The 25,257-nt window shown below is 69.2% G+C and carries 24 protein-coding genes; 9 read left to right on the top strand and 15 right to left on the bottom strand.

Annotated features, from left to right (window positions below):
* Nucleotides 1-17 precede the first annotated feature (17 nt).
* The 10 genes from JN22_RS00550 to JN22_RS00505 form a co-directional block, all read right to left on the bottom strand.
* Nucleotides 18-1,115, bottom strand: coding sequence for a protein-glutamate methylesterase/protein-glutamine glutaminase (locus JN22_RS00550; RefSeq protein ID WP_085552057.1), 1,098 nt, complete (start codon nucleotides 1,113-1,115; stop codon nucleotides 18-20).
* Nucleotides 1,116-1,118: 3 nt separating this feature from the next.
* Nucleotides 1,119-2,012: a CheR family methyltransferase gene (locus JN22_RS00545; protein ID WP_223677497.1), complete on the bottom strand. Its 894-nt coding sequence runs from the start codon at nucleotides 2,010-2,012 to the stop codon at nucleotides 1,119-1,121.
* Nucleotides 2,009-2,530 (bottom strand): chemotaxis protein CheW, encoded by a 522-nt coding sequence (locus JN22_RS00540; RefSeq protein ID WP_085552056.1) that lies wholly within the window; start codon nucleotides 2,528-2,530, stop codon nucleotides 2,009-2,011. Before JN22_RS00540 ends, JN22_RS00545 begins: the two co-directional genes overlap by 4 nt.
* A 76-nt stretch (nucleotides 2,531-2,606) precedes the next feature.
* Nucleotides 2,607-4,823 (bottom strand): HAMP domain-containing methyl-accepting chemotaxis protein, encoded by a 2,217-nt coding sequence (locus JN22_RS00535; RefSeq protein WP_085552055.1) that lies wholly within the window; start codon nucleotides 4,821-4,823, stop codon nucleotides 2,607-2,609.
* An 82-nt stretch (nucleotides 4,824-4,905) separates the two neighbouring features.
* Nucleotides 4,906-5,358: a chemotaxis protein CheW gene (locus tag JN22_RS00530; protein WP_085552054.1), complete on the bottom strand. Its 453-nt coding sequence runs from the start codon at nucleotides 5,356-5,358 to the stop codon at nucleotides 4,906-4,908.
* A gap of 56 nt (nucleotides 5,359-5,414) precedes the next feature.
* Nucleotides 5,415-7,427, bottom strand: a complete 2,013-nt coding sequence (locus tag JN22_RS00525) for a chemotaxis protein CheA (RefSeq protein ID WP_085552053.1) — start codon at nucleotides 7,425-7,427, stop codon at nucleotides 5,415-5,417.
* Nucleotides 7,424-7,792, bottom strand: a complete 369-nt coding sequence (locus JN22_RS00520; protein ID WP_085552052.1) for a response regulator — start codon at nucleotides 7,790-7,792, stop codon at nucleotides 7,424-7,426. The genes JN22_RS00525 and JN22_RS00520 overlap by 4 nt, the downstream gene beginning before the upstream one ends.
* A 4-nt stretch (nucleotides 7,793-7,796) precedes the next feature.
* Entirely contained in the window at nucleotides 7,797-8,120 is a 324-nt protein-coding gene (locus JN22_RS00515) for an STAS domain-containing protein (RefSeq protein ID WP_085552051.1), read from the bottom strand.
* A 201-nt stretch (nucleotides 8,121-8,321) separates the two neighbouring features.
* The gene (locus tag JN22_RS35310) at nucleotides 8,322-8,954 is read right to left on the bottom strand and encodes a transposase family protein (protein ID WP_085552050.1); all 633 of its coding nucleotides are present in this window, start codon (nucleotides 8,952-8,954) and stop codon (nucleotides 8,322-8,324) included.
* A 76-nt stretch (nucleotides 8,955-9,030) separates the two neighbouring features.
* Nucleotides 9,031-10,254: an ROK family transcriptional regulator gene (locus tag JN22_RS00505; protein WP_085552049.1), complete on the bottom strand. Its 1,224-nt coding sequence runs from the start codon at nucleotides 10,252-10,254 to the stop codon at nucleotides 9,031-9,033.
* A 205-nt stretch (nucleotides 10,255-10,459) separates the two neighbouring features.
* Between JN22_RS00505 and JN22_RS00500 the strand changes: the two genes are divergently transcribed.
* The 9 genes from JN22_RS00500 (at nucleotide 10,460) to JN22_RS00460 (ending at nucleotide 21,058) form a co-directional block, all read left to right on the top strand.
* Entirely contained in the window at nucleotides 10,460-11,746 is a 1,287-nt protein-coding gene (locus JN22_RS00500; protein WP_223677496.1) for an extracellular solute-binding protein, read from the top strand.
* Nucleotides 11,747-11,757: 11 nt separating this feature from the next.
* Complete coding sequence (locus JN22_RS00495; protein ID WP_143268075.1) at nucleotides 11,758-12,699, top strand: carbohydrate ABC transporter permease; 942 nt, start codon at nucleotides 11,758-11,760, stop codon at nucleotides 12,697-12,699.
* On the top strand, nucleotides 12,696-13,523 hold the full coding sequence (locus tag JN22_RS00490) for a carbohydrate ABC transporter permease (protein WP_085552047.1): 828 nt from the start codon (nucleotides 12,696-12,698) through the stop codon (nucleotides 13,521-13,523). The genes JN22_RS00495 and JN22_RS00490 overlap by 4 nt, the downstream gene beginning before the upstream one ends.
* A gap of 5 nt (nucleotides 13,524-13,528) precedes the next feature.
* Nucleotides 13,529-15,049: an argininosuccinate lyase gene (locus JN22_RS00485; RefSeq protein ID WP_085552046.1), complete on the top strand. Its 1,521-nt coding sequence runs from the start codon at nucleotides 13,529-13,531 to the stop codon at nucleotides 15,047-15,049.
* Nucleotides 15,050-15,053: 4 nt separating this feature from the next.
* A complete protein-coding gene (locus tag JN22_RS00480; RefSeq protein ID WP_085552045.1) occupies nucleotides 15,054-16,166 on the top strand; it encodes an ABC transporter ATP-binding protein in 1,113 nt (370 codons plus the stop codon).
* A 3-nt stretch (nucleotides 16,167-16,169) separates the two neighbouring features.
* Complete coding sequence (locus JN22_RS00475) at nucleotides 16,170-17,075, top strand: carbohydrate kinase family protein (protein WP_085552044.1); 906 nt, start codon at nucleotides 16,170-16,172, stop codon at nucleotides 17,073-17,075.
* Nucleotides 17,076-17,091: 16 nt separating this feature from the next.
* Nucleotides 17,092-18,123: an SIS domain-containing protein gene (locus JN22_RS00470; RefSeq protein WP_085552043.1), complete on the top strand. Its 1,032-nt coding sequence runs from the start codon at nucleotides 17,092-17,094 to the stop codon at nucleotides 18,121-18,123.
* An 89-nt stretch (nucleotides 18,124-18,212) separates the two neighbouring features.
* On the top strand, nucleotides 18,213-18,569 hold the full coding sequence (locus JN22_RS00465; protein WP_085552042.1) for a hypothetical protein: 357 nt from the start codon (nucleotides 18,213-18,215) through the stop codon (nucleotides 18,567-18,569).
* A gap of 143 nt (nucleotides 18,570-18,712) precedes the next feature.
* On the top strand, nucleotides 18,713-21,058 hold the full coding sequence (locus JN22_RS00460) for a tetratricopeptide repeat protein (protein WP_085552041.1): 2,346 nt from the start codon (nucleotides 18,713-18,715) through the stop codon (nucleotides 21,056-21,058).
* 4 nt (nucleotides 21,059-21,062) lie between these two features.
* Here the strand turns inward: JN22_RS00460 and JN22_RS00455 are convergent, their stop codons facing one another.
* The 5 genes from JN22_RS00455 to JN22_RS00435 form a co-directional block, all read right to left on the bottom strand.
* Nucleotides 21,063-21,341: a hypothetical protein gene (locus tag JN22_RS00455; RefSeq protein ID WP_085552040.1), complete on the bottom strand. Its 279-nt coding sequence runs from the start codon at nucleotides 21,339-21,341 to the stop codon at nucleotides 21,063-21,065.
* Nucleotides 21,331-21,975, bottom strand: coding sequence for an RNA polymerase sigma factor (locus tag JN22_RS00450; RefSeq protein WP_223677495.1), 645 nt, complete (start codon nucleotides 21,973-21,975; stop codon nucleotides 21,331-21,333). Before JN22_RS00450 ends, JN22_RS00455 begins: the two co-directional genes overlap by 11 nt.
* Nucleotides 21,956-22,435 carry a flagellar export chaperone FliS gene (locus tag JN22_RS00445; protein ID WP_085552038.1) on the bottom strand — a complete coding sequence of 160 codons (480 nt, stop codon included), beginning with the start codon at nucleotides 22,433-22,435 and terminating at the stop codon, nucleotides 21,956-21,958. Before JN22_RS00445 ends, JN22_RS00450 begins: the two co-directional genes overlap by 20 nt.
* Before the next feature lie 87 nt (nucleotides 22,436-22,522).
* Complete coding sequence (gene fliD, locus JN22_RS00440) at nucleotides 22,523-24,214, bottom strand: flagellar filament capping protein FliD (RefSeq protein ID WP_085552037.1); 1,692 nt, start codon at nucleotides 24,212-24,214, stop codon at nucleotides 22,523-22,525.
* Nucleotides 24,215-24,378: 164 nt separating this feature from the next.
* Nucleotides 24,379-25,203, bottom strand: a complete 825-nt coding sequence (locus JN22_RS00435; RefSeq protein ID WP_085552036.1) for a flagellin — start codon at nucleotides 25,201-25,203, stop codon at nucleotides 24,379-24,381.
* Nucleotides 25,204-25,257 lie beyond the last annotated feature (54 nt).

Genomic DNA, 25,257 nt, shown 5'->3' with positions numbered 1-25,257 from the left:
AAGGAGAGCGGGCTGCGTCACGACCGGTCATGGCGCAGGATTTCGCGGGTGATCGAGGAAAGCCCGACCACCTTTCCAACACCGCCCCGGGCGATCGCCTCCTTCGGCATTCCGAACACGACGCAGCTCTCTTCGTCCTGGGCCAGCGTAAAGGCGCCGGCTTCGCGCATCTCGCGCATCCCGGTGGCGCCGTCGTCACCCATGCCGGTCATGATGACACCGACGGCATTGGCCCCGGCGCAGTGCGCGGTCGAGCGGAACAGCACGTCGACCGACGGCCGGTGGCGGGAGACGAGCGGCCCGTCCTTCACCGCCACCAGATAGCGGGCGCCGCTGCGTTGCAGCAGCATGTGCCGGTTGCCCGGCGCGATCAGAACCTGTCCGCGCAGAACCGTGTCGCCGTCGCGCGCCTCGCGCACCGTGACCTCGCACAGGCTGTCGAGGCGACGGGCGAAGGCCGCGGTGAAGCTTTCCGGCATATGCTGGACGATGACGATGCCGGGGCTGTCGGCGGGCAACGCCTCCAGCACCTCGCGCAGGGCCTCGGTGCCGCCGGTCGAGGCGCCGATGCAGACGATGCGCTCGGTCGTGCGCGCCATCGCCCCTTTTCCGGGCGCCGGCATCATGACATCGGCGCTCAGCTTCGGTTCCGGGATGCGGGGGCTTGCGGTCGCCTGTGCGGCAACGGCGACACGGGCGCGCGGGCGGACACGGGCGCGGGCCGCCGCCTTGACCGTGTCGCAGATGCGCACCTGGGCGTCGAGCAGGCTCTGGCGGGTGTCGATCCGCGGCTTCAGAATGACGTCGGCGGCACCGGCTTCGAGCGCCTGCATCAGGGTCTCGCTGCCGTCCTCCACCAGAGAGGAACACATCACCACCGGTATGGGATGCTGGCTCATCAGCTTGCGCAGGAAGGTGATGCCGTCCATGCGCGGCATCTCGACGTCCAGGGTGATGACGTCCGGCGCCTCCTCCCCGATCCGGCGGACGGCGGCGTAGGGATCGGCCGCCGTCCCCATCACCTCGATCTCCGGATCGGACGACAGGATGTCCGTCAGGGTCCGGCGGACGGTCGCGGAGTCATCGACGATCAGCACGCGTATCCTCTGGCTCATCGCTCAACTCCGGATGAAGATTGCGGAGCCGGCCTGTTTCAGCGGCAGGTCCATGTTGGTGATGGTCTCGCTGTGGCCGATGAACAGGCAGCCGCCGGGGCGCAGATGGCCGCACAGCTTCTCCAGCACCTTTTTTTGCGTCGCCTTGTCGAAGTAGATCAATATGTTGCGGAAGAAGATCACATCCATGTCCGTTGAAACCGGATAGGCCGGATCCATCATGTTGAGGCGGCCGAAACGGACGGACTGGCGGACCGGCGGCACCAGCCTGACCGTGGCGTCCTCCGGGTCGCGTGACCGCATCAGATAGCGGGATGCGAAGGGCTCGGGCACCATCCTGGCCATATCGGCGGGATAGATGCCCATCCTGGCCGTATCGAGCGCCTCCGTGCAGATGTCGGTCGCGACGATCTCGTGGCGGATCGGCATGCCGGCGCGTGCCTGCTCCAGCAGCAGCATGGCCACCGTGTAGGGTTCGGCCCCGGTCGAACAGGCGGCGCTCCAGATCTTCAACGGGCGGTCGCGGCCGGGGTGATGGGGAAGGCGGGACAATGCCGGAATGGCGGTGCCCATCAGGTAGCGGAAATGGTCGATCTCGCGGAAGAAGTCGGTCTTGTTGGTGGTAACGGCGTCGATCAAGCTGACCAGTTCGCCATCCAGCCCGCCGCCGTCCAGCACATGGCGGCAATAGGCGTTCATGTCCGGCAAGCCCAATGTCCTCAGCCGGCGCCGCAGCCGGCCTTCCACCATCGTCCGCTTGGTCGGCGGCATGCGGATGCCGGTGTGGGATTCGATGATGACGGCCAGCCGGCCGAAATCCCGCGGCGACAGACCGTCGCGGGAAGACGGCGGAGCCGGTTCGCCGATGAACCGCGGGGCCTCGACCTCGCTCATCATGCCGCGTCCGCCCTGCCCAGCAGGGCCACGTCGTCCTGGGCGAACAGACGGGCGATGTCGAAGACGATGACGAAGGTTCCATTGGAGCGACCGATCGCCTGGATGCAGTCGGACCGCCAGCGCCCCCCAACCTGGGGCGGCGTTTCCAGCTCCTGACCGTCGAGCGACGTGACTTCGAAAACCCGGTCGGCGACGACGCCAACGGTCAGCGGACTCCCCCGCCCCTCGGCCGGCAAGCTCCCCTGTCCCTGCTGGGGCACGTCGAGCACGATGATCCGGGTGTTGGCGGTGGGCTGGGCCGCCGGCAACCCCAGCTTGACCCGCAGGTCGACGGTGGGCACCCCTTGTCCCCGCACGTCGATCATGCCGATCAGGAACGGGGGCGCGTGCGGCAGGCGGGTGATCGGCTGGAGGTCGAGGATCTCGCGCACGATGCCGACCTCTATGGCGAACACTTCGCGATCGATGCCGATCGTCACATATTGCGCCGGTTCGCGGGGCGCGGTCGCGCTGGTCATCTGCGGCTTCCGGTTCGGGGGGACAGGGGCTGCACTCCGGGGACGGCGCTCCGCGCGCCGCCCCCTCCCGGTGCGATCAGAACGCGGTGTAGCGGGCGTCCAGGTCGTCGGGGCCGTTGCCGCCTTCGAGCGCGATCCTCACCCCGCGCTCCTTGCCGTTCGGCTTCGCCGCCGGCTTGTGCGGCAGGGCGACGACCGAGGCGGGACGGCGGGAGGCCTGGGCTTGCGTCGGCCGCGCCGGGGCTGCCTGGGCTGCCGGGCTCCGGACGGCGGACCGGCCGGCGGCCTTCTCCTCCACCGTGAAGTAGGAGATCGTCCCCTGGAGCTGCGTCGCCATCGAGGACAGCTCCTCCGACGTCGCCGCCATCTGTTCCGACGCGCTGGAATTCTGCTGCGTCACCTTGTCGAGCTGCTGGATCGCCTGGTTGATCTGCTCGGCGCCGATGTCCTGCTCGCGGCAGGCGGCGCTGATCTCCTCGACCAGTTCGGCGGTCTTGCGGATGTCGGGCACCAGCCGGGCCAGCATCTGCCCGGCCTCCTGGGCGATCTTGGTCGATTCCGCCGACAGGGAGCTGATCTCCGCCGCCGCCCCCTGGCTGCGCTCGGCCAGCTTGCGCACCTCCGAGGCGACCACGGCGAAGCCGCGGCCATGCTCGCCGGCCCGCGCCGCCTCCACCGCGGCGTTCAGCGCCAGCAGGTCGGTCTGGCGGGCAATCTCCTGGACGATGCTGATCTTCTCGGCGATGGTCTGCATCGCCTGAACCGCCTTGTTGACCGCCTCGCCCGAGGACTGGGCGTCCTTGGACGACTGGCGGGCGATCTTTTCCGTCTGGGTGGCGTTCTCGGCGTTCTGCTTGATGTTGGCGGCCATCTCCTCCATCGAGGCCGACGCCTCCTCGGCGGCGGAGGCCTGTTCGGTGGAGCCCTGCGACAGCTCCTCCGAGCTGGCCGAGAGCTGCTGGCTGCCCGCCGCCACGTTGTCGGAGGCGGACAGCGCGTCGGTCACGACGCCGCGCAGCTTCTCCAGCATGGTTTCCAGCGCCATGCCCAGCGTGTCCTTGTCGGACAGCGGACGGGCCTGGACGGTCAGGTTGCCGCGGGAGATTTCCTCGGCCACATCCGCGGTCGCCCGCAGGTTGGCGGTCATGCTGTTGAGCGCCGTCACCAGATCCTTGATCTCGTCGTCGCTCGACACCTCGACCTTCTGGCCAAGGTCGCCGATCGCCACCGCGTCCGCCAGCCCGACCGCCTTGCCGAGGCCGCGGGCGATGGAAATCGCGATGTAGGCACCGGCGGCGATGGCGATCAGCAGGCCAAGGGCGACGGCACCGATGGTGATCGCGCGGATCTGGGCATAAGTCGCCTCGGCCGCCTGCTTGTCCGCCGCCATGCCTTTTTCGGCGTCGGCGACCAGTTCGTTGGCGGCCAGGCCCAGCTTGCTGGCGGCCGTGCGAACCTCGCCGATGGACAGCGCCAGCGCCTTGACTTCCGTGTTCTTCAAGGCCAGGGCGACGGCATCGTTGGTGATGAGCTCGTAAGCGCGATAGCGGTCGAGGAAGCTGTTGAACGTCCGGATGTCCTCGTCGGCCGTCAGGCGGCCGCGGATGTAATCCTGCTGCTGGGAAATGTTCTTCAGAAGATCGGGCAGCGGCTTGAGGATCGCAGCCGTCGCCGCATCGTCGGGAACAAGCAGGGCATTCCTGACGATGATGCGCGCATTGGCCCAGTCCGTCGTCATGCGCCGGATCAGATGGGCGATGGCGACCTGTTCCGCCGTCGCCTGGGACCCATTTTCCACCCGCTCGAGCAGGGGCCGCAGGGGCTCCTGCGCCGCGACGACCGAGTCGTTGCCCGAACTGGTCAGCAGTTCGGCGCCCTTGGAATTGGAGTGGATGCGGCCGATCGATCGGACCTTGTCCTGGGCGCTGGTGAATTCCGTCATCAGCGCTTCGATCTGGGTCGCCTTGCGGTTGCCTTCGGCATCGGCGATCCGGTGGAACTGCTCCAGGATTCCCTTGAACTCCTCCCGGCGGGCCAGCATCCCCTTGTCGAAGCGCTCCATGTCCTCTTCGCTGCTCGACAACAGGAAGTTCTTTTCCTCGCGCTGGAGCAGATAGACCGTGGTCGGCATCTGCCGGGCGACGTTGATCCGCTGGGTGGAGACATTGACCAGCTGTTCGATCTTCTCGTTTAGATCCGACAGGCCGTTCAGGGCGATGCCGGCGGTGGCGGCGGACAGCAGGATGACCGTGCCGAATGCCGCGATGATTTTGGCTTTGATGGAAATGCGCATGGTCGTTCCTTGCTGGTACGGCGCGCCCTGTTGGTGGGACGGGGCCGGTCGGGCGGTTTCCGTTGGCCGGAATTTCAGTGGGTCAGTGGGTCGTGACGATTCGGACGATGTCCGGAATGACGATGAAGTCGTCGCCGCGCTTGCCGATTCCCTTGATCAGGTCGGGGTTCCAGCGCATGCCGATGTCCGGGGTTTCCTCGATCGAGGCGCCGGCGATGCTGGTCACCTCATGGACCTTGTCGGCCAGCAGCCCGACCACGGTCGGTTCCCCGTCCAGCAGGATTTCGACGACGACGATGCGGGTGTCGATGGTCGGCGGCGTGCGGTCCATCCCGAACCGTATCCGCAGGTCGGCGAGCGGCACCACCTTGCCGCGCACGTTGATCAGATGGCTGACCAGCGGGGGCGCGCCCGGAACCTCGGTCTGCGGAACGATGTCCAGGATCTCGTGGACCGAATTGGCGTCGATGGCGAAGATCTCGCCGCCCAGCCCCAGGGTCAGCGCTTCGAAGGATCGGGTTTCGGTGACGGTCATGTCGTCCCCCTGAAGTCAGTCTCTTGAAGAGAGGCCGGTGCGGTGCCCGGCGGATGTCACGAGGCTTCGCGCCGCGGCTCCTGGATCTGTCCGGCCGCGACGATCTGGGCGATGTCCATGATCAGCGCCACCGACCCGTCGCCCAGGATGGTGGCGCCGGAGAAGTTGGCGACGTCGGCGTGCAGCTTCGACATCGACTTGATGACGGTCTGGTGGTCGCCCAGAACCTGATCCACCACCAGCCCGACCCGCTTGTCGCCGGAGGAGATGATGACGACCTTCTGGTAGAGATCGGGAGGATGGCGCACGCCGAAGCTGTCGCGAAGCCGCAGGAACGGCACCAGCGCGCCGCGTATGTTCAGGAAATTGCGGTTGGCGTGGCGGCGCTCGACGTCCGGCGGCAGCTCCACGCATTCCTCGACGGCGAACAGCGGGATGACGTAGCGCCCCTGCCCGACCCGGACCAGCAGGCCGTCGATGATCGCCAGCGTCAGCGGCAGGCCGAGGGTGATCTCGGTGCCGCCGCCGGCGGTGCTGGACACCTCGATGGTGCCGCGCAGCCCGTCGATCGTGCGTTTGACCACATCCATGCCGATGCCGCGCCCCGACACGCTGGTCAGGGTCCGCGCCGTCGAGAAGCCGGGATGAAAGATCAGCTGGAACAGTTCGGCGTCCGACAGCTTGGCGCCGGGCGGGATGAGGTCCTGCTCCTCGGCCTTGGCCCGGATGCGGTCGCGGTCCAGCCCGCGCCCGTCGTCGCGGATGGTCATCAGCACGCGGGTTCCCGCATGGCGCGCCGACAGGTGGATGCGGCCCTGCGGCGGCTTGCCCGCCGCGACCCGGTCGGCCGCCGGCTCCAGCCCGTGGTCCAGGCTGTTGCGGATGATGTGGACAAGCGGATCGTTCAGCCGCTCGATCATCGTCTTGTCCAGCTCGGTCTCCTCGCCGGACATCGTCAGGACCACATCCTTGCCGAGTTCCTGCGACAGATCGCGGACCAGCCGGCGGAACCGGCCGAACAGCGATTCCACCGGCACCATGCGGATCCCCATGGTGATGTCGCGCAGCCCGTTGGACAGCCGCTCGATCTCCTCGGTGACCGACTTGATCTGAAGATCGACGCTGTCGGAAATGAGCTGCTTCAGCCGGGCATGGGCGATCACCAGTTCGCCGACCTGATCCATCAGATCGTCGAGCCGTTCCGCCGGAACACGGATCGAATTGGCCGCCGGCTGCGCCTTTCCCTTCTCCGGACCGGCCTCCGCCTTCGATGGGGCCGACGGCCGCGCCTGCGGGACAGCGTCAAACGGCTCCCGCAGGGAGGGGGCGGGCCCGTCGGACGCTATCGCCAGCACGGGCGCCGACGCCGACGCCGACGCCGACAGGGGCTCGATCGTCAGTTCGGTCTCGTCGATCACGAAGATGAACACGTCTTCGATGGTCGAGCGCGGGTGGGCGGTGGTGAGGATCACGTCCCATGCGATGTGGCAGCGGGTCGGTTCCAACTCCTCCAGAGGCGGAACCCCGTCGGTCAGGGCGACGACCTCGGCGTCCCCCAGTTCGCGCAATTCGTCGAGCAGCAGCAGCGGGTTTGTTCCGCGCTCGAGCACGTCGGGGGCGAGCCGGAAACGGACGCGCCAGCTCGCCCGGCGTTCCACATCGTCATGCTCCTGACGAGGGCACGCCGACATCGTGGCGCTGCCGCTCTGTTCGACCAGCCGGGCCAGGATGCCGTCGCCAGCCGCGGCGTCGGCGCTTGCCGGATCGTCGATCAGGATGCGGATGTGGTCCTTGGCGGCAAGGGCGATGCCAATCATGGCGGGCGTCGCGGCCAGTTCGCCCTTGCGCATCCGATCGAACGCGCTTTCCAGATGATGGGTGAAGCTCGCCGCGCCCTCGAACCCGAACATCGAGCCGGAGCCTTTGATCGTGTGCAGAGCGCGGAAGGCCGTGTCGAGCGGCTCACGGTCGGTGGGGTTCTGCTCCAGCTGGAGCAGCGCGGCTTCGAGATCGGCCAGCAGTTCCGCCGCCTCTTCGCGGAAGATCTGGCCCGGATCGCCGGCGGTCATGCGCCGACGATCTTGCGGACGACACCCAGCAGCTGGTCCTGCTGGAACGGCTTGACGATCCAGGCGGTGGCGCCGGCCGCCTTGGCTTCGGCCTTCTTGCCGGTGTCGGACTCGGTGGTCAGGAAAACGATCGGAACGCCGCGATAGGCCGGCAAGGTCCGCAATTCGCGGATCAGCGCCAAGCCGTCCATGTTCGGCATGTTCAGGTCGGTCAGCACCAGATTGAAGATGCCGGACTTGGCCTTGGTCAGCGCTTCGCGTCCGTCTGCGGCCTCCACCACTTGGTAGCCGGCGGAAGACAAGGTCAATTTGACCATCTGGCGCATGCTCGCGGAATCATCGACGGCAAGGATCGATTTCGTCATGTCTTTACACCCCCCCAGCCCAGAATTCCTGATCCGGACGCGGAGGCCCGGACTTCGCGACGAGGCCACTGCGCTCCAGTGCGTCGGAGAGCGTCCGGGCAAGTGGCTGCCGCAACCGCAACTCCACCCCACGCCGCTTTGCCACCACCCGAGCCGAGATGAGGGCTTGCAGGAAGCAAACATCCACCTCTGTCACCGCCCGGCAGTCGACCTCAACCACCGAGGCCGTCTGGAGCGCGTCATTCAAGTGATTGCAGATGGCTTCGATGGATATGATCGTCGCCGGCTTGTCAAAGACAACCGTAACGTGTTGACTTGAGACGGCCATTCGTCGGCTCCAGGAGGCGCGGATGTGTTCCTCCGCAGTCCTCTCTGCTTACCGCATATGGCGATATCGAAAATATCTAGGAGCAACCCCTATACAGCATTGAGATGCCCCCCGCACCGTGGCCACCCTGCTGCGCATCTTCGGCTTGACCGGCGACACGGCTTCACCGCCTTTCACCGCGCACCAGAAAACAACTTTTGGTTATGTTGAAACCTTGCACGCTTCCTGCTGAACATCCTTGCCAATACCTTTTCCCGGACGAGCCGCCCGTCCGATCAGTTCAGCAAAGCGGTGGACCAAGTCGCGCGCCTTGGCGACCTCCGGGTCCTGCGAAATCCGGGCGGGGGCCTCGGTTGCGGCGGTGTCGATGCTCGGCGGCGCGTACTCCGGCAGGGGAAGGGCGCGCACCAACCGCAGCACGGTGTCGGCGCTGGTCGGCATGCCGAGCCGACGCAGCAGTCGTGCGCCGGCTTCCCCACCACAGGTGACGCCGACCCTCCCTTGCGCGCCGACGAGCCGCCGGGTGCGGCGCGCCCGCGGCGACAAAAGCTCCGGCACGGGTTCAGCGAAGGTCCGGCGCGGACAGATCGGGTTGCGGCAATGGAAACGACGAACGAGAAGGTTGATGTGGACGGCGTTCCCCAGGCTCGGAAGGTCAGCGGGATGCCGATGGTACCGGCTATGAACGGATTGGCTCGGCCGCTGACAGGATGGACAGCATGCGTGGGAATGCTTGACCTGGGCAGCCACATGAAGACCAGCCGCGCCAACAGGTTCCACCGTTACGACACGGCAGTCCGGGATCACAAAAAGCTCTTGCATGCTCCATTGCATGGGATCTCCCGACGGCGCCGACACCAGCGTTGTCAGCTTTTCCACCCAAAGTGCGGGAGAACCAATGGGGACCAGTTCACACCTCCGGCGGCGGGGTGCGGTCGAGCTTCGGGGTCATCGTCTCCAGCAACGGCAGGGCGGCGGCGCCCAGCGCGGCGGTCAGGCGGCCGGTGGTGCCGGCGATCACGCGCGGCACGCCGCGGTGGCGCCGGCCGGCGACGGAGGTCGGCAGCGGATCCAGGGCGGCGATCAGGGCGGCGATGACGCCCTCGGGCAGGATCCCGCCGAAGACGATGGCCTCGGGGTCGAACAGATTCTCCAGCGTCACGATCTGCGGGGCGAGCCGGGCGGCGGCCTCGGCGATCCAGCCCGTCACCACCGGATGGCCCTCGCGGTGCAGCCGGTCGATGGCGTCGCTGTCCACGGCTCCGATCCCGGCGGCGGCGAGTTGCTCCTCCAGCGCCTGTAGGGAGGCGTACTGCTCCAGGCAGCCGCGGTTGCCGCAGGGGCAGGCGCGGCCGCCGGCCTCGACGACGACATGGCCGATCTCGCCGGCGTTGCCGAAGGCGCCGCCGAACGGCCGCCCGTCGATCATGATGCCAAGTCCGAGTCCCTGGCCGAAATAGAGGTGGCAGAAGTTGCGCAGGCTGCGCGCGGCACCGTGCAACCGCTCGCCGACAGCGGCGGCGGTGGCGTCGTTGCCGAGCAGCACCGGCTCGCCCAGTTCCGCCTCCGCCAGGGCGGCCTCGATCAGCGCCGCCGGGTCGAGCCCGTCCCAGCCCCCCAGCGTGGTCGGCCCGCCGGCGATCAAGCCATCCACCCCGAACGGCCCCGGCATCACCACCCCGACGCCGAGCAGGGCGGAGCGGCGGATCGAATCGGTGGCGCGGATGGCGGCGACCTCGCCCACGATCAGCGGCAGGACATGGGCCGGGTCGGTGGCGGCGATGGAACGCTCGCGCTGGGCGCGCAGCCGCCCGGCGAGGTCGACCGCCAGCGTGGTCAGCCGGTGCGCGCCGATCTCGATGCCCAGCGTGACGCCGCCGTCCGGGTTGACCGCGAACTGGATCGGTGGCTGGCCGCGCCCGCTGCGCCGCCGGCCGTCCTCGACCAGCAGCCCCTCGGCCAGCAGTTCGCCGACGATGTTGGACACCGCCTGCGCCGTCAGATGGGCGATCCGCGCGATGTCGGTGCGGCCGAGCGGGCCGTGCAGGCGGACGGCCTCCAGCACGACCCGGCGGTTGTGCGAGCGGCTGCGTCCGGGGTTGTTGCCGATGGCGTGCTGCGATGCCGGCGTCATTCTAGTCCTCGCGGCGTGGTGCGGAGCCTTCGGCCCGGAACTGAGAATGCGGTCGTCTCATGAATAACTCAAGTTAGTTATCTTATTGACAGGGTCGTCGGGCGTGGGTCACCTTTGTGTCAGCGGCGCGGCAACAGCGACCGTGGGTGAACCAACAACGCTCGCAGGCCCGGCCTCGCGCCGCCGGCCCCGATGGAGGTGACGCATGCGGATGTCGAAACGGATTGCCGGGAATTCCTTCACCAAGAAGCTCCTCGCCGGTGCGGCCTTCGGGATCGGGCTGACGCTCGCCGGACAGGCCGGGGCCGTCGAGATCGAGTATTGGCAGTACATCTTCGACACCCGCGTCAAGGCGATGGATCAGCTGATCGGCAAGTTCCAGGCCGCCAACCCCGACATCAAGGTCAAGCAGACCACCTTCCCCTACGCCGACTACCAGACCAAGGTGTCGGCCGCCGTCGCCGCCGGCAACGGCCCCGACGTGGTCCAGCTCTTCTACGGCTGGCTCGACGGCTTCGTCGCCGCCAAGCTGATCCAGCCGCTGCCCAAGGACGTCTTCCCCGCCGCCGCCATCGAGGCCGACTTCTTCCCCATCGTCTCGGCGATGAAGCGCGGCGAGGATTATTACGGCCTGCCGACGGCGGTGCGCTCGCTGGCGCTGTTCTACAACAAGAAGCTGCTGGCCGACGCCGGGCTCGACCCCAACGCCCCGCCCAAGACGCTCGACGACCTCGTGACGATGGCGGAGAAGACCGTCAAGCGCGACGGCGCCGGCAACATCACGTCGGAGGGCTTCGCGCTCGACATGGCCGGGCAGGACCACCAATGGTGGCGCGAGGTGCTGGTGCGCCAGTTCGGCGGCGCCCCCTACGCCGAGGGCGACCGCAAGGTGACCTACGGTGACGCGGCCGGGGCCAAGGCGCTCGCCTTCTACACCGACCTCCAGCTCAAGCGGAGGGTCGGCCAGCTCGGCTTCATGGACGAGGCGCAGGCCGCCTTCAAGGCCGGCAAGGCGACCTTCACCATCGACGGCACCTTCCGCCTCGGCGCCTTCTCCGCCATCAAGGGCTTCGAGTGGGGCGTCGCCGAGCTGCCGGCCAACGCGCAAGGGGTGCGCAGCAACTACGCCAGCTACTTCGCCAACGCCATCACCGCCAAGGCCGAGGGCGAGAAGAAGGCCGCCGCCGCCAAGTTCCTGTCCTACCTCACCTCGCCCGAGGCGATGGAGGTCTGGCTGAAGGTGGTGGGCGAGCTGCCGGCGCGGCGCGCGGTGGCGCTGACCGACGCCAACCTCGCCAACCCGATCCACGGCCCCTTCCTGGCCGGACTGACCAACGCCCACACCACCATGTTCGTCGACGAGGCCGCGCAGCGCCAGATCACCATGGACATGGTCAACCGCGTGCTGCTGCAGGGCCAGAGCCCGGCCGACGCCGTGGCCGCCGCCGCCACGGCCGAGCAGGCGCTGATCGACCGCGTGACCAAGAAGTGACGGGGCTGGACATGCGCGAGGCTCCGGCAACGGCGCATGGAACGGAGGGGAAGGCCGGTCGCCTGTCGGACCGGCTCAGCCTCTCCGCCAAGCGCGTGCTGTGGGCGTGGCTGTTCCTGGCGGTGCCGGTGGTCTTCTACGGGGCCATCCGCTTCTGGCCGACGGCGGAGGCCTTCTGGATCTCCTTCACCGACTGGAACCTGCTGCGCCCCGCTCAGTTCGTCGGGCTGGACAACTACCGGCGCCTGATCGCCGATCCGTTGTTCTGGAAGGTGTTCGCCAACACCTTCCTCTACCTGATCCTGGGCACGCCGGTCAGCCTCGTGCTGTCCTTCGCCATCGCCTACCATCTCGACCGCGTGCGCTTCCTGCACGGCTTCCTGCGCGCGCTCTACTTCCTGCCCTTCCTGACCACCGCCGTGGCGATGGCCTGGGTGTGGCGCTACTTCTTCCAGCCGGTGCCGATCGGGCCGATCAACAACCTGCTGGCCTCGCTCGGCCTGCCGGCGCAGCCCTTCCTGCGCTCGACCTTCCAGGCGCTGCCGACCATCCTGGTGCCGGCGGTGTGGGCCGGGATGGGCTTCCAGATCATCATCTTTCTGGCCGGGCTGCGCGCCATCCCGACCTCCTACTACGAGGCCGCCCGCATCGACGGCCTGAGTGAGCGCGCCATCCTGTGGCGCATCACCCTGCCGCTGCTGAAGCCGACGCTGGTCTTCCTGGTGGTGTTCGCCTCGATCGGCTTCCTGCGCATCTTCGACTACGTCTACAACATGAACACCAACGATCCCGGCGGGCCGCTCGATTCGACCAAGCCGCTGGTGATCATGATCTACCAGACCGCCTTCAAGTCCTACGACATCGGCTACGCGTCGGCGCAGACGGTGGTGCTGTTCCTGATCCTGCTGGTGATCTCCCTGCTCCAGCTCCGGCTGATGAGGCAACCGACATGACCGCCCTTTCCAAGGTCCGGCCCGGCCGGGTGGTGGCCTGGACCCTGCTGTTCCTCGGCGGCGTCGTTATGGTGACGCCGATCCTGTTCATGTTCTCGACCTCGCTGAAGGATTCCTCCCAGGTCTTCGACCTGCGGCTGGTCCCGGCCGAGCCGACGCTGGACAATTACCGCACCATCCTGGAGGACGGGCGCTTCCTGCGCTGGTTCCTCAACTCGCTGTTCATCGCCGTGCTGGCGACGGTCTCCAACGTCTTCTTCGACGGGCTGGTCGGCTACACGCTGGCCAAGTTCCGCTTCCCCGGCCGCCGGCTGGTCTTTCTCGCCATCCTGTCGACGCTGATGATCCCGACCGAGATGCTGGTCATCCCCTGGTACCTGATGGCGAGCCGCTTCGGCTGGCTCGACAGCTACTGGGGCATCGTCTTCCCCGGCCTGATGACCGCCTTCGGCACCTTCCTGATGCGCCAGTTCTTCGAGACCGTCCCCGACGATTTCCTGGAGGCGGCGCGCATCGACGGGCTGAACGAGTTCACCATCTGGTGGAAGGTGGCGATGCCGCTGGTGACGCCGGCCCTGTCGGCGCTGGCGATCTTCACCTTCCTCGGCAACTGGACGGCCTTCATCTGGCCGCTGATCGTCTCCACCCGCGCCGAGATGTTCACGCTGCCGGTCGGGCTGTCGAGCTTCTCGGTCGAGCAGTCGGTGGCCTGGGAGATGATCATGACCGGGGCGGCCATCGCCACGCTGCCGACGCTCCTGGTCTTCCTCGTTCTGCAACGCTTCATCGTGCGCGGCGTCATGCTGGCCGGATTGAAAGGGTGATCGCGATGTCCGACCCACGCAGCCTCGACCCGCGCAGCGCGGACGACAGCCGCTTCCCCGACCCCGTCTACAAGGAGACGGTGCTGCGGCCGCTGTTCGACGGCGCCAAGGCGGCGCATGTCGAGGGCTTCCGCGCCATCGACCGCGCGCATCTGGTGATGCTGGTCGAGACCGGCATCCTCGACCGGCCGACCGCCCAGGCCATCGCCCGCGCGCTGGAGGCCATCGACCGCGAGATCGACGTCCCCGCCCTGACCTACACCGGCGAGGTCGAGGACTTCTTCTTCCTGATCGAGAAGGAGCTGAAGACCCGCCTCGGCCCCGACGTCGCCGGGCGGCTGCACACCGCGCGCTCGCGCAACGACATCGACCACACCTTGTTCAAGCTGGCGCTGAAGGACCGCATCGACGGCTTCCTGGCCCGTGCCTTCGCGCTGGCCGAGACGCTGCTGCGCGTCGCCCGGCGCGACCGCGACACGCCGATCGTCGCCTACACCCACGGCCAGCCGGCCCAGCCCTCCACCTTCGGCCATTACCTGTCGGCGGTGATCGAGGTGGTGCTGCGCGACACCGCCCGCATGGCGGCGGCGCGCGGCATCGTCGACCGCTGCCCGATGGGCGCCGCCGCGATCACCACCTCCGGCTTCCCGATCGACCGCGAACGGATGGCCGATCTGCTCGGCTTCGCCCGGCCGCTGGAGAATTCCTACGGCTGCATCGCCGCCGTCGATTACGTGACCTCGACCTATTCGGCGCTGGAGCTGTTCGCCCTGCATCTCGGCCGACCGATTCAGGATCTCCAGGTCTGGACCTCCTTCGAGGTCGGGCAAATCTACGCCCCCAACGCCTTCGTGCAGATCAGCTCGATCATGCCGCAGAAGCGCAACCCGGTGCCGATCGAGCATCTGCGCCATCTCGCCTCGCAGACGGCGGCGCGCGCCCACGCGGTCGTCACCATCATGCACAACACCCCCTTCACCGACATGAACGACAGCGAGGGCGAGTCCCAGGGCTTCGGCCACGAGGCCTTCGCCCAGGCCGACCGCGTGCTGGCGCTCTACACCGCGCTGATCGAGGCGGTGCGCATCGACCCGGCCAAGGTCGCCCGCAACACGCGGCGGAGCTGCATCACCATCACCGAGCTGGCCGACAGCCTGGTGCGCCGCGAGGATCTGTCCTTCCGGCAGGCGCACGAGATCGCCGCCGCCGTCGCCCGCGCCGTGGTGGCGGTGGAGGGCGACATCGGGACCGACGGTTACGAACCCTTCCGCGCCGCCTTCGCTCACGCCACCGGCCGCGAGAGCGCGCTGTCCGCCGAGGATTACGCCCGCATCGTCTCGGTCGGGCATTTCATCGCCGCGCGCGACCGCCTGGGCGGCCCGGCCCCGGCGGCGCTCGACGCCGCCTTCGCCCGCTACGAGGCCGAGCTTGCCGCGCTGAAGGCCGCGTCGGCCGCCGATTCCACGCGCGAGCGCGACGCCGCCGAACGCCGCGCCGCCGCCTTCGCCGCCCTTCTCGGAGACTGACCCCATGGCCACGATCGCGTTGGAAAAGCTGGTCAAGCGCTATGGCCCGACCACCATCGTCCAGGGCATCGACCTGACGGTCGCCGAGGGCGAGTTCGTCGTGCTGGTCGGCCCCAGCGGCTGCGGCAAATCGACGACGCTGCGGATGATCGCCGGGCTGGAGGACGTCTCTGAGGGCACCATCCGCATCGACGGCCGGGTGGTGAACCAGGTCGAGCCGAAGGGCCGCAACATCGCGATGGTGTTCCAGAACTACGCCATCTACCCGCATGTGACGGTCGCCGAGAACATCGGTTTCGGTCTCTACACCAGCGCGCTGTCGAAGGCGGAGAAGCAGGCGCGCATCCAGGAGGTCGCCCGCTCGCTCGGGCTGGAGGCGCTGCTCGACCGCCGGCCGGCGCAGCTGTCGGGCGGCCAGCGCCAGCGCGTGGCGATCGGCCGCGCCATGGTGCGCAACCCCTCGGCCTTCCTGTTCGACGAGCCGCTGTCCAACCTCGACGCCCAGCTGCGCGGCCAGATGCGCATCGAGATCAAGCGGCTGCACCAGAAGCTCGGCGCCACCTCGGTCTTCGTCACCCACGACCAGGTCGAGGCGATGACCATGGCCGACCGCATCGTCGTGATGCGCGAGGGCCGCATCCTCCAGATCGGCGCGCCGATGGAGCTGTACGAGCGGCCGGTCGACGTCTTCACCGCCCGCTTCATCGGCAGCCCGACGATGAACCTGCTGCCCGGCGCGCTGGCCAGCCGCGACGGCGCCGACGGCGTGGCGCTGGAGGACAGCGGCGCCTTTATCCGCCCCCCCATCGCGCTGACTGGCGGCGGTGGCGGGACAAACGTGCTGCTCGGCGTCCGCCCGCACGATCTGGTGCTGACGGGCTCGCCCGCCCCCGGCGCCTTCACCCTGTCCGGCACCGTCGCCGTCGTCGAGACGCTGGGCACCGAGACGCTGGTCCATGTCGACATCGGCCACCGCAGCGTGATCGGCCTCGCCCCCGGCCGCGCCGTGCCGGTTCCGGGCCAGCGGGTGACGCTGGCCGCCGACCCGGGCGCCCTGCACCTGTTCGACGCCGCGACGGAACGCGCCTTCCCGCGCCCCCTTCTCCAGCAGCCCTGACCCATGCCGACGAACGCCGACACCCACGGGATCCTGTGCCTCGGGCGCCTCTATTGCGACCTGCTGTTCACCGGCCTCGCCGCGATGCCCGAACTCGGGCGGGAGCGCTTCGCCGAGGGCTTCACCCTCTCGGCCGGCGGTGGCGCCTACATCACCGCCGCGCATCTGGCGGCGTGCGGCCGCCGTGCCTTTCTCGCCAGCCGTCTCGGGCTCGACTCCCTGTCCTGCGCGCTGGAGGCGGAGCTGGCGGCGAGCGGCGTCGATCTCGGCCATCTGGAGCGCTCCGCCGGGGCCGGGCCGCAGCCGACCGTCGCCCTGGTGCGGGGCAGCGAGCGCGCCTTCGTGTCGCGCCGCGCCGGGAGCGCGCGGCCGGCGACGCTCGACGCCGCGCTGGCCGACCGGCGGATCCGCCACCTCCACATCGCCGAATACGCGACGCTCCACGAGATTCCCGGCCTCGTCGCGCAAGCCAAGGCGCGCGGCCTGACGCTGTCGCTCGACCCGAGCTGGGACGATTCGCTGATCCGCGACCCCGGCCTGCTGGCAAGCTGCGCCGGGATCGACCTGTTCTTCCCCAACGAGGAGGAGCTGCGCGCCATCACCGGCCGCGCCGACGTCGAGGACGGGCTGGAGTCCCTCGCCGACGCCTTTCCCCTGACGGTCGTGAAGCGCGGCGGCGCCGGCGCGCTGCTGGCCGCAGCCGGCGGCTTGCGGCTGGAGATGGCGGCGGAGACGGTCCCCGTGGTCGACACCACCGGGGCCGGTGACGCCTTCAACGCCGGCTTCCTCGACGCCTGGCTGGACGGGCATGGGCACCGGGACTGCCTCGCGACGGCGATCGCCACCGGCAGCGCCTCGGTCGGCCACGCCGGCGGGGCGCCCCGTGCCCGGCGGCCTGAGACTTCCTGATGACGGGATGCGACCCATGACGACCACTCAATCGCTGATGCTGACCGAGACCAACGAATCGCCGGCCGTGGTCGCGGCCCTGCTCGATCGTGAGGCGGCGGTCTTCGCCGAGATCGCCCGCCTGTTCGCGGCGCGGCGCGCGACGGTGGTGACCACCGCCGCGCGCGGCTCGTCCGACCACGCCGCGACCTTCTTCAAATATCTGATGGAGATCCGGACCGGCATCCCGGTCGCCTCGATCGGCCCGTCGGTGGCCTCGGTCTACGAGGCGCCCCTGCGGCTTGACGGCGGCGTCCACGTCACCGTCTCGCAATCGGGGGCGAGCCCGGACATCGTGGCGCTCCAGGCCGCCGCCAGGCGCGGCGGCGCCGTCGCCGTCGCCGTCGTCAACGTCACCGACAGCCCGCTCGCCCGCGAGGCCGACCTCGTGCTGGCGCTGCACGCGGGGGCGGAGCGCAGCGTCGCCGCGACGAAATCCTTCATCGCCACCGGTGCCGCGCTCGCCGCCACGGTCGCCGCCGTTTCCGGGGACGATGCGCTGCGCAAAGGCGTCCATGCGCTGCCCAAAGCGCTCGCCGCCACGGCCGCCGTCGACAGCTCGGGAATCGCCGACGCGCTCGCCGAAGCGACCTCCTTCTACACCGCCGGTCGCGGCCCTGGTTACGCCATCGCCCTGGAGGCGGCGCTGAAGGCCAAGGAGACCGCCGGCATCCACGCCGAGGCCTTCTCCCTGGCGGAGCTGATGCACGGGCCGCTGCGGCTGGTCGGCGCCGGCTTCCCGGTCGTCGCCTTCGTCCCCGACGACGCCGCCTTCGACCACAGCCGGCAGGCCCTGGAACGGCTGACCGCCCTCGGCGCCATCGCCCGGCCGCTGTCGACGAAGGCCCTGCCCGGTTCCGGCGGCACGGTTCCGACGACCGGCTTCGGCCTGATCGACCCGCTGGTGTCGATCGCCTGCTATTACCGGATGATCGAGGCGGTGGCCCGCCGCAGGGGGTTCGACCCCGACCGGCCGGCCAACCTCTCCAAGGTGACGTCGACGACCTGACCCGCCGCGCGGCGCACCAAGAAAAACCGCGCCAGCTTTCGCCGCCCCGTCCGTGTGAGGGATCACCCGACCCCAAGGATGAGGATCCCATGCTCGACGCGAAGCCGGACGTGAAGCTGGGCAACATGCTGCTGCACGTCAATCTGCTGGCCCTCGGCACCTTGATGGCCAAGCTGATGGAGGAGCTGTTCCGCCAGTCGGGCGACCCGGCGGCCAAGGCCGACGAGTGGCTGCGGCTGTTCGAGACGACCGCCGGCCAGATGACCTTCGCCAGCGAGACCCCGGAATGGAGCGACCTCGCCGCGCAGGAGTTCCGCGACATCCTGATGCAGCACATCCACCGCGCCCGCGCCGTGGCGCTGGGGCAGGACTGCGACCCGCGCGCCTACCTGAGGCATCATGGGGAGCACCCCGACGCCCCCGCCCGGCCGCTGCTTCATGGCTGAGCCGCGAACGGCGCGCAGGTAAAGTCCGAACGCCCGAAAGAAAAGACCGCACGCCGCCGCAGGAAATTCCCAACAGCCCCGTACAAGGAACAGGCGCGGTGAATTCACCGCCCATCATCCGACAGACGGGACGGCGACGGACCATGACCGGGAACGCGACACGGCAGACCGACAGCTTGCTGCGTCTGGCGGTTCAGCATCACAACGCCGGACAGACCGAGCGGGCGGAGCGGTTCTACCGCGAAATCCTGCGCATCGACCCGACCCACAGCGACGCGGCGCATCTGCTGGGCCACATCGTCTACCAGGACGGGCGCCGCAAGGCGGCGACCGCGCTGTTCGTCACGGCGGCGCGCGGCAACGCCACCGTCGGCTCCTACCATCTGGCGCTCGGCCAATCGCTGCTGGAGGAGGGGCGTGCCGCCCCGGCCCTCGCCAGCGCCCGGCGCGCCCTGGCGCTCAACCCCGACGACGCCGACGCGCTGTGCCTGCTGGGCGCCGCCGCCGGCCGGCTGGGGCGGCCGACGCTGGCGCTCCGCGCCTTCAACGCCGCCGTCCGGCTGGTCCCGACGGCACCGGAAGCCCGGCTCGGACTGGGCCGCGCGCTCGAGGATCTGCGGCGGATCGACGCCGCGATCGGCTGCTACCGGCTGGCGGTGCGGATGCGCCCCGGCGACGCGGGCGCCTGGATCACGCTGGCCAACGCGCTGCGCCGCCGGGGGCGCCCGGCCGACGCCGTCCACGCCTACCAGGAGGCCCTGAAGCACGATGTCGCCAACGCCTCGGTCTGGGCCAATCTGGGCGCCGTTTGGCAATCCCTGGGACAGGCCGGACAGGCGCGGGACTGCCACGTCGAGGCGCTGCGCCGGCAGCCGGAGAATGTCGAGGCGCGCAACAACCTCGGCCTGCTGCTGCACGGGCTGGGACGCCACGCCGAGGCGCGCGGCTGCTTCGCCGCCGTGCTGGCGCTGGCCCCGCACCATGTGCCGGCCCTCATCAACATCGGGCTGGCCAACGCGGCGCTGGGCGCCTGGGGTCCGGCCGAAGCCTTCCAGCGGCGCGCCATCGCCCTCGACCGCCGGCAACCGGAGGCTTGGAACAACCTCGGCAACGTCTTGAAAGCCACCGGCCGCCGCGCCGAGGCGGCGGAGTGCTGGGCACGCGCGCTGGCGCTCAACCCCGGCTTTGCCGACGCGCTCGGCAACCTCGGGGGCGAGTTGCGCGACCAGGAGCGCTTCGCCCCGGCCGCGCTGCATCTGCGCCGCGCCTTGCGGCTGATGCCGGAGCACGCGCCGCTGCATGCGATGCTCGCCTACGCGCTGAGCGGTGCCGGGCGCCTGATCGAGGCGGCCCGCGCCTGCCGCACCGCGCTGGCGCTGGCGCCGGCGCTGGCCGACCCGCTCTGCACGCTGGGTCTGGTCGAGCAGCGCCTGGGCCGGCCCGGCGCGCGCCGCCTGTTCGACCGCGCGGTCGCGGCCCTGCCCGGCCACGCGCTGGCCCGCTTCAACCGCGGCCTGCTGGCGCTCGAACAGGGCGCCCTGACCAGCGGCTGGGCCGACTACGCCAGCCGCTTCCGGGCCGGACGGGCGCGGCCGGAGCGCCGCTTCACCATTCCCGAATGGCAAGGCGAGCCGCTGGCCGGCAAACGCCTGTTCGTCTGGCGCGAGCAGGGCATCGGCGACGAGTTCCTCTTCGCCTCCTGCTACGCCGACGCCATCCGCATGGCCGGCTCGGTGGTGATCGAATGCGAGCGGCGGCTGGTGCCGCTGTTCACCCGCTCCTTCCCGCGCGCCCTGGTCCGCGCCGAGCAGCCGCTGTACGGGCTGACCGAGGCGGAGGTCGTCGATTGCGACTGCCACATCCCGGCCGGCTCGCTGCCCCGCCGGCTGCGCGACACGCTGGGGAGCTTTCCCGCGCGGTCCTCCTGGCTGTTCCCCGACACGGCGCTGGTCGCCGACTGGCGCGAGCGGCTGGAGGCCGACGGGACCGGGCTCCGGGTCGGGATCAGCTGGCGCAGCCAGCTGATGGCCGAGGAACGCCGGGCGTCCTACCTGCCGCTCGATCAATGGGGGCCGGTCTTCGCGGTGCCGGGCGTCACCTTCGTCAACCTGCAATACGACGAGTGCCGTGCCGAGATCGCGCAGGCCGAGGCGCGCTTCGGCCGCCCGATCCATGGCTGGACCGGGCTCGACCTGCGCGACGATTTCGAGGAGACGGCGGCGCTGATCGCCAACCTGGATCTGGTGATCGCCCCGGCCAATTCGGTGGCCGAGCTGGCCGGCGCGCTGGGCGTCCCGGTCTGGCGCTTCGGCCACCGCGACTGGACCCATCTGGGCACCGCCGGCCGGCCCTGGTATCCGTCGATGCGCGTGTTCCAGCCGCTGCCCGGCCAGGGTTTGGGGGATGCGATGGCGCGGATCGCCGCGGAACTGCGTCGTCTGCCGCGGGTGGATGATGGAAAGAAGCAAAGCGGCCGGACGAGGCGCTGACCCGTCACATCAGCCGTTTCGGCCGCTCAAGCTCCTCGTCGAATCCCCGGTCGGACGGTTCCGACCGGAAGGCCGCCTCGAAGATGCGGTCGGCCAGCCCCGCCGGCGGCCCCGGTTCCGGCCGGCTCAACCCCAGCTCGACCACCGTCGCCTCGTCCAGCATCCTCTGCGCGGGAATCGAACGCAGCAGAAGGCGCCGCGCGTCCCGCGCCGCCGGGGGCGGCCACAGGGCGAGGTCGCCGCCGAAGCGATCCAGATGGTCGCGGAACTCCTCATCCGTCATCGAACGAATCCTTGGCCGCCTGCGCGCTCGCCCGCAGCAGCAGGCGGAGCTGCTGGCGCGCGCGTTTCAGCAGGGACTCTACAGCACCCACGCTGATCCGCATAACGATCGCGATGTCCGCGTTGCTTAAATTCTCGTAATAAAACAGGGTCACGGCGGCGCGCTGCTGCGGCGTCAGCATTGTCTGGGCGTCGGCGAGCCGGGCGGCGACCTGCCGGCGCTGGATGGTGTGAACGGCGTCGGGGGCGGCGTCGGAGGGTTCCGGCACCGCCTCGATGTCCTGGCCGACCGGGCGGCGCTTGTGGTCGATGCAGCGGTTCACCACCACACGGTACAGCCAGGTGGTGAATTTCGCCCCCTCGTCGGTCCATTGGGCGCGGCGCTGCCAGACCTGGAGGAAGGCGTCCTGGACGATGTCCTCGGCCTCCGCCTCGTTGCCGCACAGGCGGCGCGCCAGCCCGTAGGTGCGCTTCAGGTGGCGGTGCACCAGACGGCGGTAGGCCGTCTGGTCGCCGGCGCGGATCAGCGCCATCAGCGCCTCGTCCGGCTCCTCGCCCGTCGCGATGTTGACGCCCGCCGTGACCGGCCCGCGGTTCACGGCGCCGCCGCGCTCGTCAAGCCGAGATTCCGCCATGTGCATGATCCATCGTTCTCCCGACGACGGATGCATGCGGCCCTTTGGCCGTCGCACCGGCGACACTGGGTGCCTCGCCGCGTTCTGCGGCGATGGACTGCCACGCCTTCAGCATGAAGGACAGCTGGCTGATGAGCGAGTCGCAGGCGGCCACCGGATCCCGCCGGCTCGCCGCTGCCCCGGCCTGGACGATGAGGCGGCGGTAGAACTGCCGCAACGTCGTGGCCACATCCTCATATTTGTCGAAAATCAGAATGGAATCAAGGCCCGCGAAGATCATGACGGCGCGATTCACCGCGTCGTGATGCGCCTCGAACCGGCCCGCGGCGGCGGCGGCGCGCGCCGCGTGCAGATGGGCCATCGCCCGTTCGTAGAGCCGCACCACGGCGACCAGCGGCGGCACCGCGCTGTTGGCGGTGGTGTAGGCGGAAATGGCTTTGTTGAGGAACGGGTTGCGCATGGCGCAGGTCCTTCTGTGCGGTCTGGCCGGAGGAAAACCGGCCGGGTGGAGGGGAGCGCCCGCCGTCGGTCGCCGTCTTGGCCGTCGTCAATCGTCATCGTCGTTCGACTTGTAGGTGAGCTGCTTCAGCAGCAGCGCCGCGGTCTCGGCGGCGGCCTCCAGCCGGGCGTAGTAGGCGGTCAGGGTGGTGCGGTAGGTTTCCGCCTTGGCCCGGATGTCGTCGGACCGGCTTTGCAGCTCGGTGTCGTTGGCTTCAAGGCTGTTGATGATGGTGGCGAGGTCGCCGCTGTAGCGGTTGGCGAACTTGTCGATCGTCGTGTAGAGCCGGTCGGCCAGCCCCTGGGAGAAGCCGACGTCGACGCTGCCGCCGCCCCCGGTGTAGACCATGACGATGCCGTCGTAGATCGAGCCGGTGGCGCCGATGATGCGGTTGCCGCTGACCGTGAACAGCGAGCTGTCACCGCCGACGGACGCCGAACTGAGCGACCCGTCCGCGCCGACCTCGATGTCCAGCGTGAAGGACGCGCTGGTCAGGCCGGTGTTGTAGCGCAGCAGTGAGATCTGGCTCGACGACGCGGTCATGTTCAGGCCGAGCAGCTGCCGGACCGCGTCGATGTCGCTGGTCAGGAAGCTGTTCAGCGTGTCCTCGTCCAGCTCCAGATTGTTGGAGCTGTCGAAGCCGATGCCGAGCGAGGCGAGCGACAGCACGTTGCCGTCGTCGGTGGCGACCGATGTGTTCAGCGCCGCATAGACCGACTTGGTGACCTGCCGCAGCAGGCTGTCGGCGAACAGGGTGGCGCTGTCGGTCTTGGTGCCGTTGCTGTTGGTCGCCTGCTGCTGCACCACGAAGTCGCGCAGCGCGTTGTAGGCGTCGACGAAGCCGGTGATCGCCGTCTTGATCGAGGACAGGTCGGTCGACACCTCCATCGACACCGCGGTGTCGGGACTGGCGGTGTAGAGGTTCAGCGTCACGCCCTCGATGGCGTCGGCGATGGTGTTGGAACTGCGGGTGACCGTCACCCCGTCGATCTGGACGATGGCGTCCTGCACGGCGACCAGCTCGTTCCTCACGTTGCCGGAGCCGTCGGTCAGCCCGAGCGCGCCCGCCAGCCCGCTGCCGCCGCCGTCGGTCACCGAGATCGCCTCGCCGGTGTTGTTGGCGGTCAGGATGAGCTGGTAGCTGCTGCTGCTGACCTGCACGATGCTGGCGGTGACGCCGCTCGCCGCTTTCCGCGCGTTGATGGCGTCGCGCAGATCGGTCAGGCTGTCGTCGGCGTCCATGACGATCGTCACCGCGCTGCCGTCGGCCGCCTGCAGGGTGAAGCTGCCCGACTGGCCGAGCGCGCTCGTCTTGCTGCCGACCGCGTCGGCGCCGATCTTGTGCCTGGTGGCGAGCTGCTGGACGACCACGGAGTAGGTGCCGGTCTCGGTCCCGTCGGCCACCGTGGCGCTGAACACGTCGCCGTCGCCGATGTAGGCGGTGCGCTGGCCGAACAGGTTGCTCGACGCGCCGGTCGCGGTGGAGCGGTTGCGCAGGCCGTCCAGCGAACTGTTGACGGTCTGGAGGAGACTTTGCAGATCGCTGTAGGCACTGACCTTCGCCTCGTTGGCGGTGATCTTGGCGTCGATGCGGTCGGCCCGCACCAGACGCGCCTGCACCTTGGCCTCGATCAGCAGCGAATAGTCGATGCCGGTGCCGGAACTGCTGGAGGACAGGGCGGAATAGCCGGTGCCAGCCGAGGTCGATGCGGTCGTTGACGTCGAGGACACGGTCGTCATGGCGGCAAACCCATCCTGTGGCCAGCGGACGGCGACGCGTCGGCGGCGGGGGTGCGGGCGAAGGGACGAAAGGGAAGTGACCGCCGGTCCGTGCCGGGCGCCCGTCGTTTGTGAGGCGGTGCGGACGGCCCGGCCCCTTGGCGGGACCGGCGGTCAACGAACCGTCAGCGGAGCAGGGAGAGAAGCTGCTCGGGCATCGAGTTCGCCTGGGAAAGCACGGCGATGGCGGCCTGGGTCAGCACCTTGGTCGAGGCCAGCTTCGACTGTTCGGCGGCAACGTCGACGTCCATGATGGCGGACTGCGCCGCCTCGGTGTTCTCGATGGTCGTGTCGATCATGTCGCTGCGGAACTCGAAGCGCGAGATCAGCGCGCCGACGTCGGCGCGGGCGTCCGACAGGGTGGTGACCGCCGCGTCCAGCGCGGTCAGCGCGGTGGCGGCGTTGGCCGAGCTGGTGATGTCGTTGGTGTTGATGGCGAGCCCGGTGGTCGTCACGTTGGCGATCGACACGGTGATCTTGTCGTTGGCGGTGGTGCCGACGCGGAAATCGACGCCGGTCGCCCAGTTCTCGGTGCCGTCGAGCAGCGATTCGTCGTTGAATCGCGTGCCCGACGCGATGCCGTCGATTTCGTCCTGGAGCTGCTGGAACTCGGCGTCGAGGTAGGTGCGCTCGTTGTCGGTGACCGAGCCGGACAGCGCCTGGGTCGCCAGCGAGCGCATGCGCTGCACGATGTCGGAGATGCTGGACATGCCGCCGTCGGCGGTTTGCAGGATCGACGAGCCGTGCGAGGCGTTGGTGGCGGCCTGGTTCAGTACCGTGATGTCCGACTGAAGCGAGGTGCCGACCGCCAGACCGGCCGCGTCGTCCGACGCCTTGGTGATCCGCGACCCGCTGGCGATCTTCGACACCGAGTTCGCCTGGTTGTCGGAGTTGATGTTCAGGTACCGGAGGGCCGAGTTGGAGGCGGTGTTGGTCGTGATGACGGGCATGGTGTGGTCTCCTGGATCGAACCGGGCCGTTTCGGCGACCCTCACAGGGACTCA

Source organism: Azospirillum agricola (assembly GCF_020005195.1).
Classification (GTDB): Bacteria; Pseudomonadota; Alphaproteobacteria; order Azospirillales; family Azospirillaceae; genus Azospirillum; species Azospirillum agricola.
The sequence above is the reverse complement of the archived record's forward strand: the minus strand, read 5'-3'. Positions and strand labels throughout refer to the sequence as shown.

Bases quoted from the DNA above. Each gene is read 5' to 3' on its own strand.
- JN22_RS00550 (WP_085552057.1), bottom strand. From the start codon at position 1,115: ATGAGCCAGAGGATACGCGTGCTGATCGTCGATGACTCCGCGACCGTC.
- JN22_RS00545 (WP_223677497.1), bottom strand. From the start codon at position 2,012: ATGATGAGCGAGGTCGAGGCCCCGCGGTTCATCGGCGAACCGGCTCCG.
- JN22_RS00540 (WP_085552056.1), bottom strand. From the start codon at position 2,530: ATGACCAGCGCGACCGCGCCCCGCGAACCGGCGCAATATGTGACGATC.
- JN22_RS00535 (WP_085552055.1), bottom strand. From the start codon at position 4,823: ATGCGCATTTCCATCAAAGCCAAAATCATCGCGGCATTCGGCACGGTC.
- JN22_RS00530 (WP_085552054.1), bottom strand. From the start codon at position 5,358: ATGACCGTCACCGAAACCCGATCCTTCGAAGCGCTGACCCTGGGGCTG.
- JN22_RS00525 (WP_085552053.1), bottom strand. From the start codon at position 7,427: ATGACCGCCGGCGATCCGGGCCAGATCTTCCGCGAAGAGGCGGCGGAA.
- JN22_RS00520 (WP_085552052.1), bottom strand. From the start codon at position 7,792: ATGACGAAATCGATCCTTGCCGTCGATGATTCCGCGAGCATGCGCCAG.
- JN22_RS00515 (WP_085552051.1), bottom strand. From the start codon at position 8,120: ATGGCCGTCTCAAGTCAACACGTTACGGTTGTCTTTGACAAGCCGGCG.
- JN22_RS35310 (WP_085552050.1), bottom strand. From the start codon at position 8,954: ATGCAATGGAGCATGCAAGAGCTTTTTGTGATCCCGGACTGCCGTGTC.
- JN22_RS00505 (WP_085552049.1), bottom strand. From the start codon at position 10,254: ATGACGCCGGCATCGCAGCACGCCATCGGCAACAACCCCGGACGCAGC.
- JN22_RS00500 (WP_223677496.1), top strand. From the start codon at position 10,460: ATGCGGATGTCGAAACGGATTGCCGGGAATTCCTTCACCAAGAAGCTC.
- JN22_RS00495 (WP_143268075.1), top strand. From the start codon at position 11,758: ATGCGCGAGGCTCCGGCAACGGCGCATGGAACGGAGGGGAAGGCCGGT.
- JN22_RS00490 (WP_085552047.1), top strand. From the start codon at position 12,696: ATGACCGCCCTTTCCAAGGTCCGGCCCGGCCGGGTGGTGGCCTGGACC.
- JN22_RS00485 (WP_085552046.1), top strand. From the start codon at position 13,529: ATGTCCGACCCACGCAGCCTCGACCCGCGCAGCGCGGACGACAGCCGC.
- JN22_RS00480 (WP_085552045.1), top strand. From the start codon at position 15,054: ATGGCCACGATCGCGTTGGAAAAGCTGGTCAAGCGCTATGGCCCGACC.
- JN22_RS00475 (WP_085552044.1), top strand. From the start codon at position 16,170: ATGCCGACGAACGCCGACACCCACGGGATCCTGTGCCTCGGGCGCCTC.
- JN22_RS00470 (WP_085552043.1), top strand. From the start codon at position 17,092: ATGACGACCACTCAATCGCTGATGCTGACCGAGACCAACGAATCGCCG.
- JN22_RS00465 (WP_085552042.1), top strand. From the start codon at position 18,213: ATGCTCGACGCGAAGCCGGACGTGAAGCTGGGCAACATGCTGCTGCAC.
- JN22_RS00460 (WP_085552041.1), top strand. From the start codon at position 18,713: ATGACCGGGAACGCGACACGGCAGACCGACAGCTTGCTGCGTCTGGCG.
- JN22_RS00455 (WP_085552040.1), bottom strand. From the start codon at position 21,341: ATGACGGATGAGGAGTTCCGCGACCATCTGGATCGCTTCGGCGGCGAC.
- JN22_RS00450 (WP_223677495.1), bottom strand. From the start codon at position 21,975: ATGGCGGAATCTCGGCTTGACGAGCGCGGCGGCGCCGTGAACCGCGGG.
- JN22_RS00445 (WP_085552038.1), bottom strand. From the start codon at position 22,435: ATGCGCAACCCGTTCCTCAACAAAGCCATTTCCGCCTACACCACCGCC.
- fliD (WP_085552037.1), bottom strand. From the start codon at position 24,214: ATGACGACCGTGTCCTCGACGTCAACGACCGCATCGACCTCGGCTGGC.
- JN22_RS00435 (WP_085552036.1), bottom strand. From the start codon at position 25,203: ATGCCCGTCATCACGACCAACACCGCCTCCAACTCGGCCCTCCGGTAC.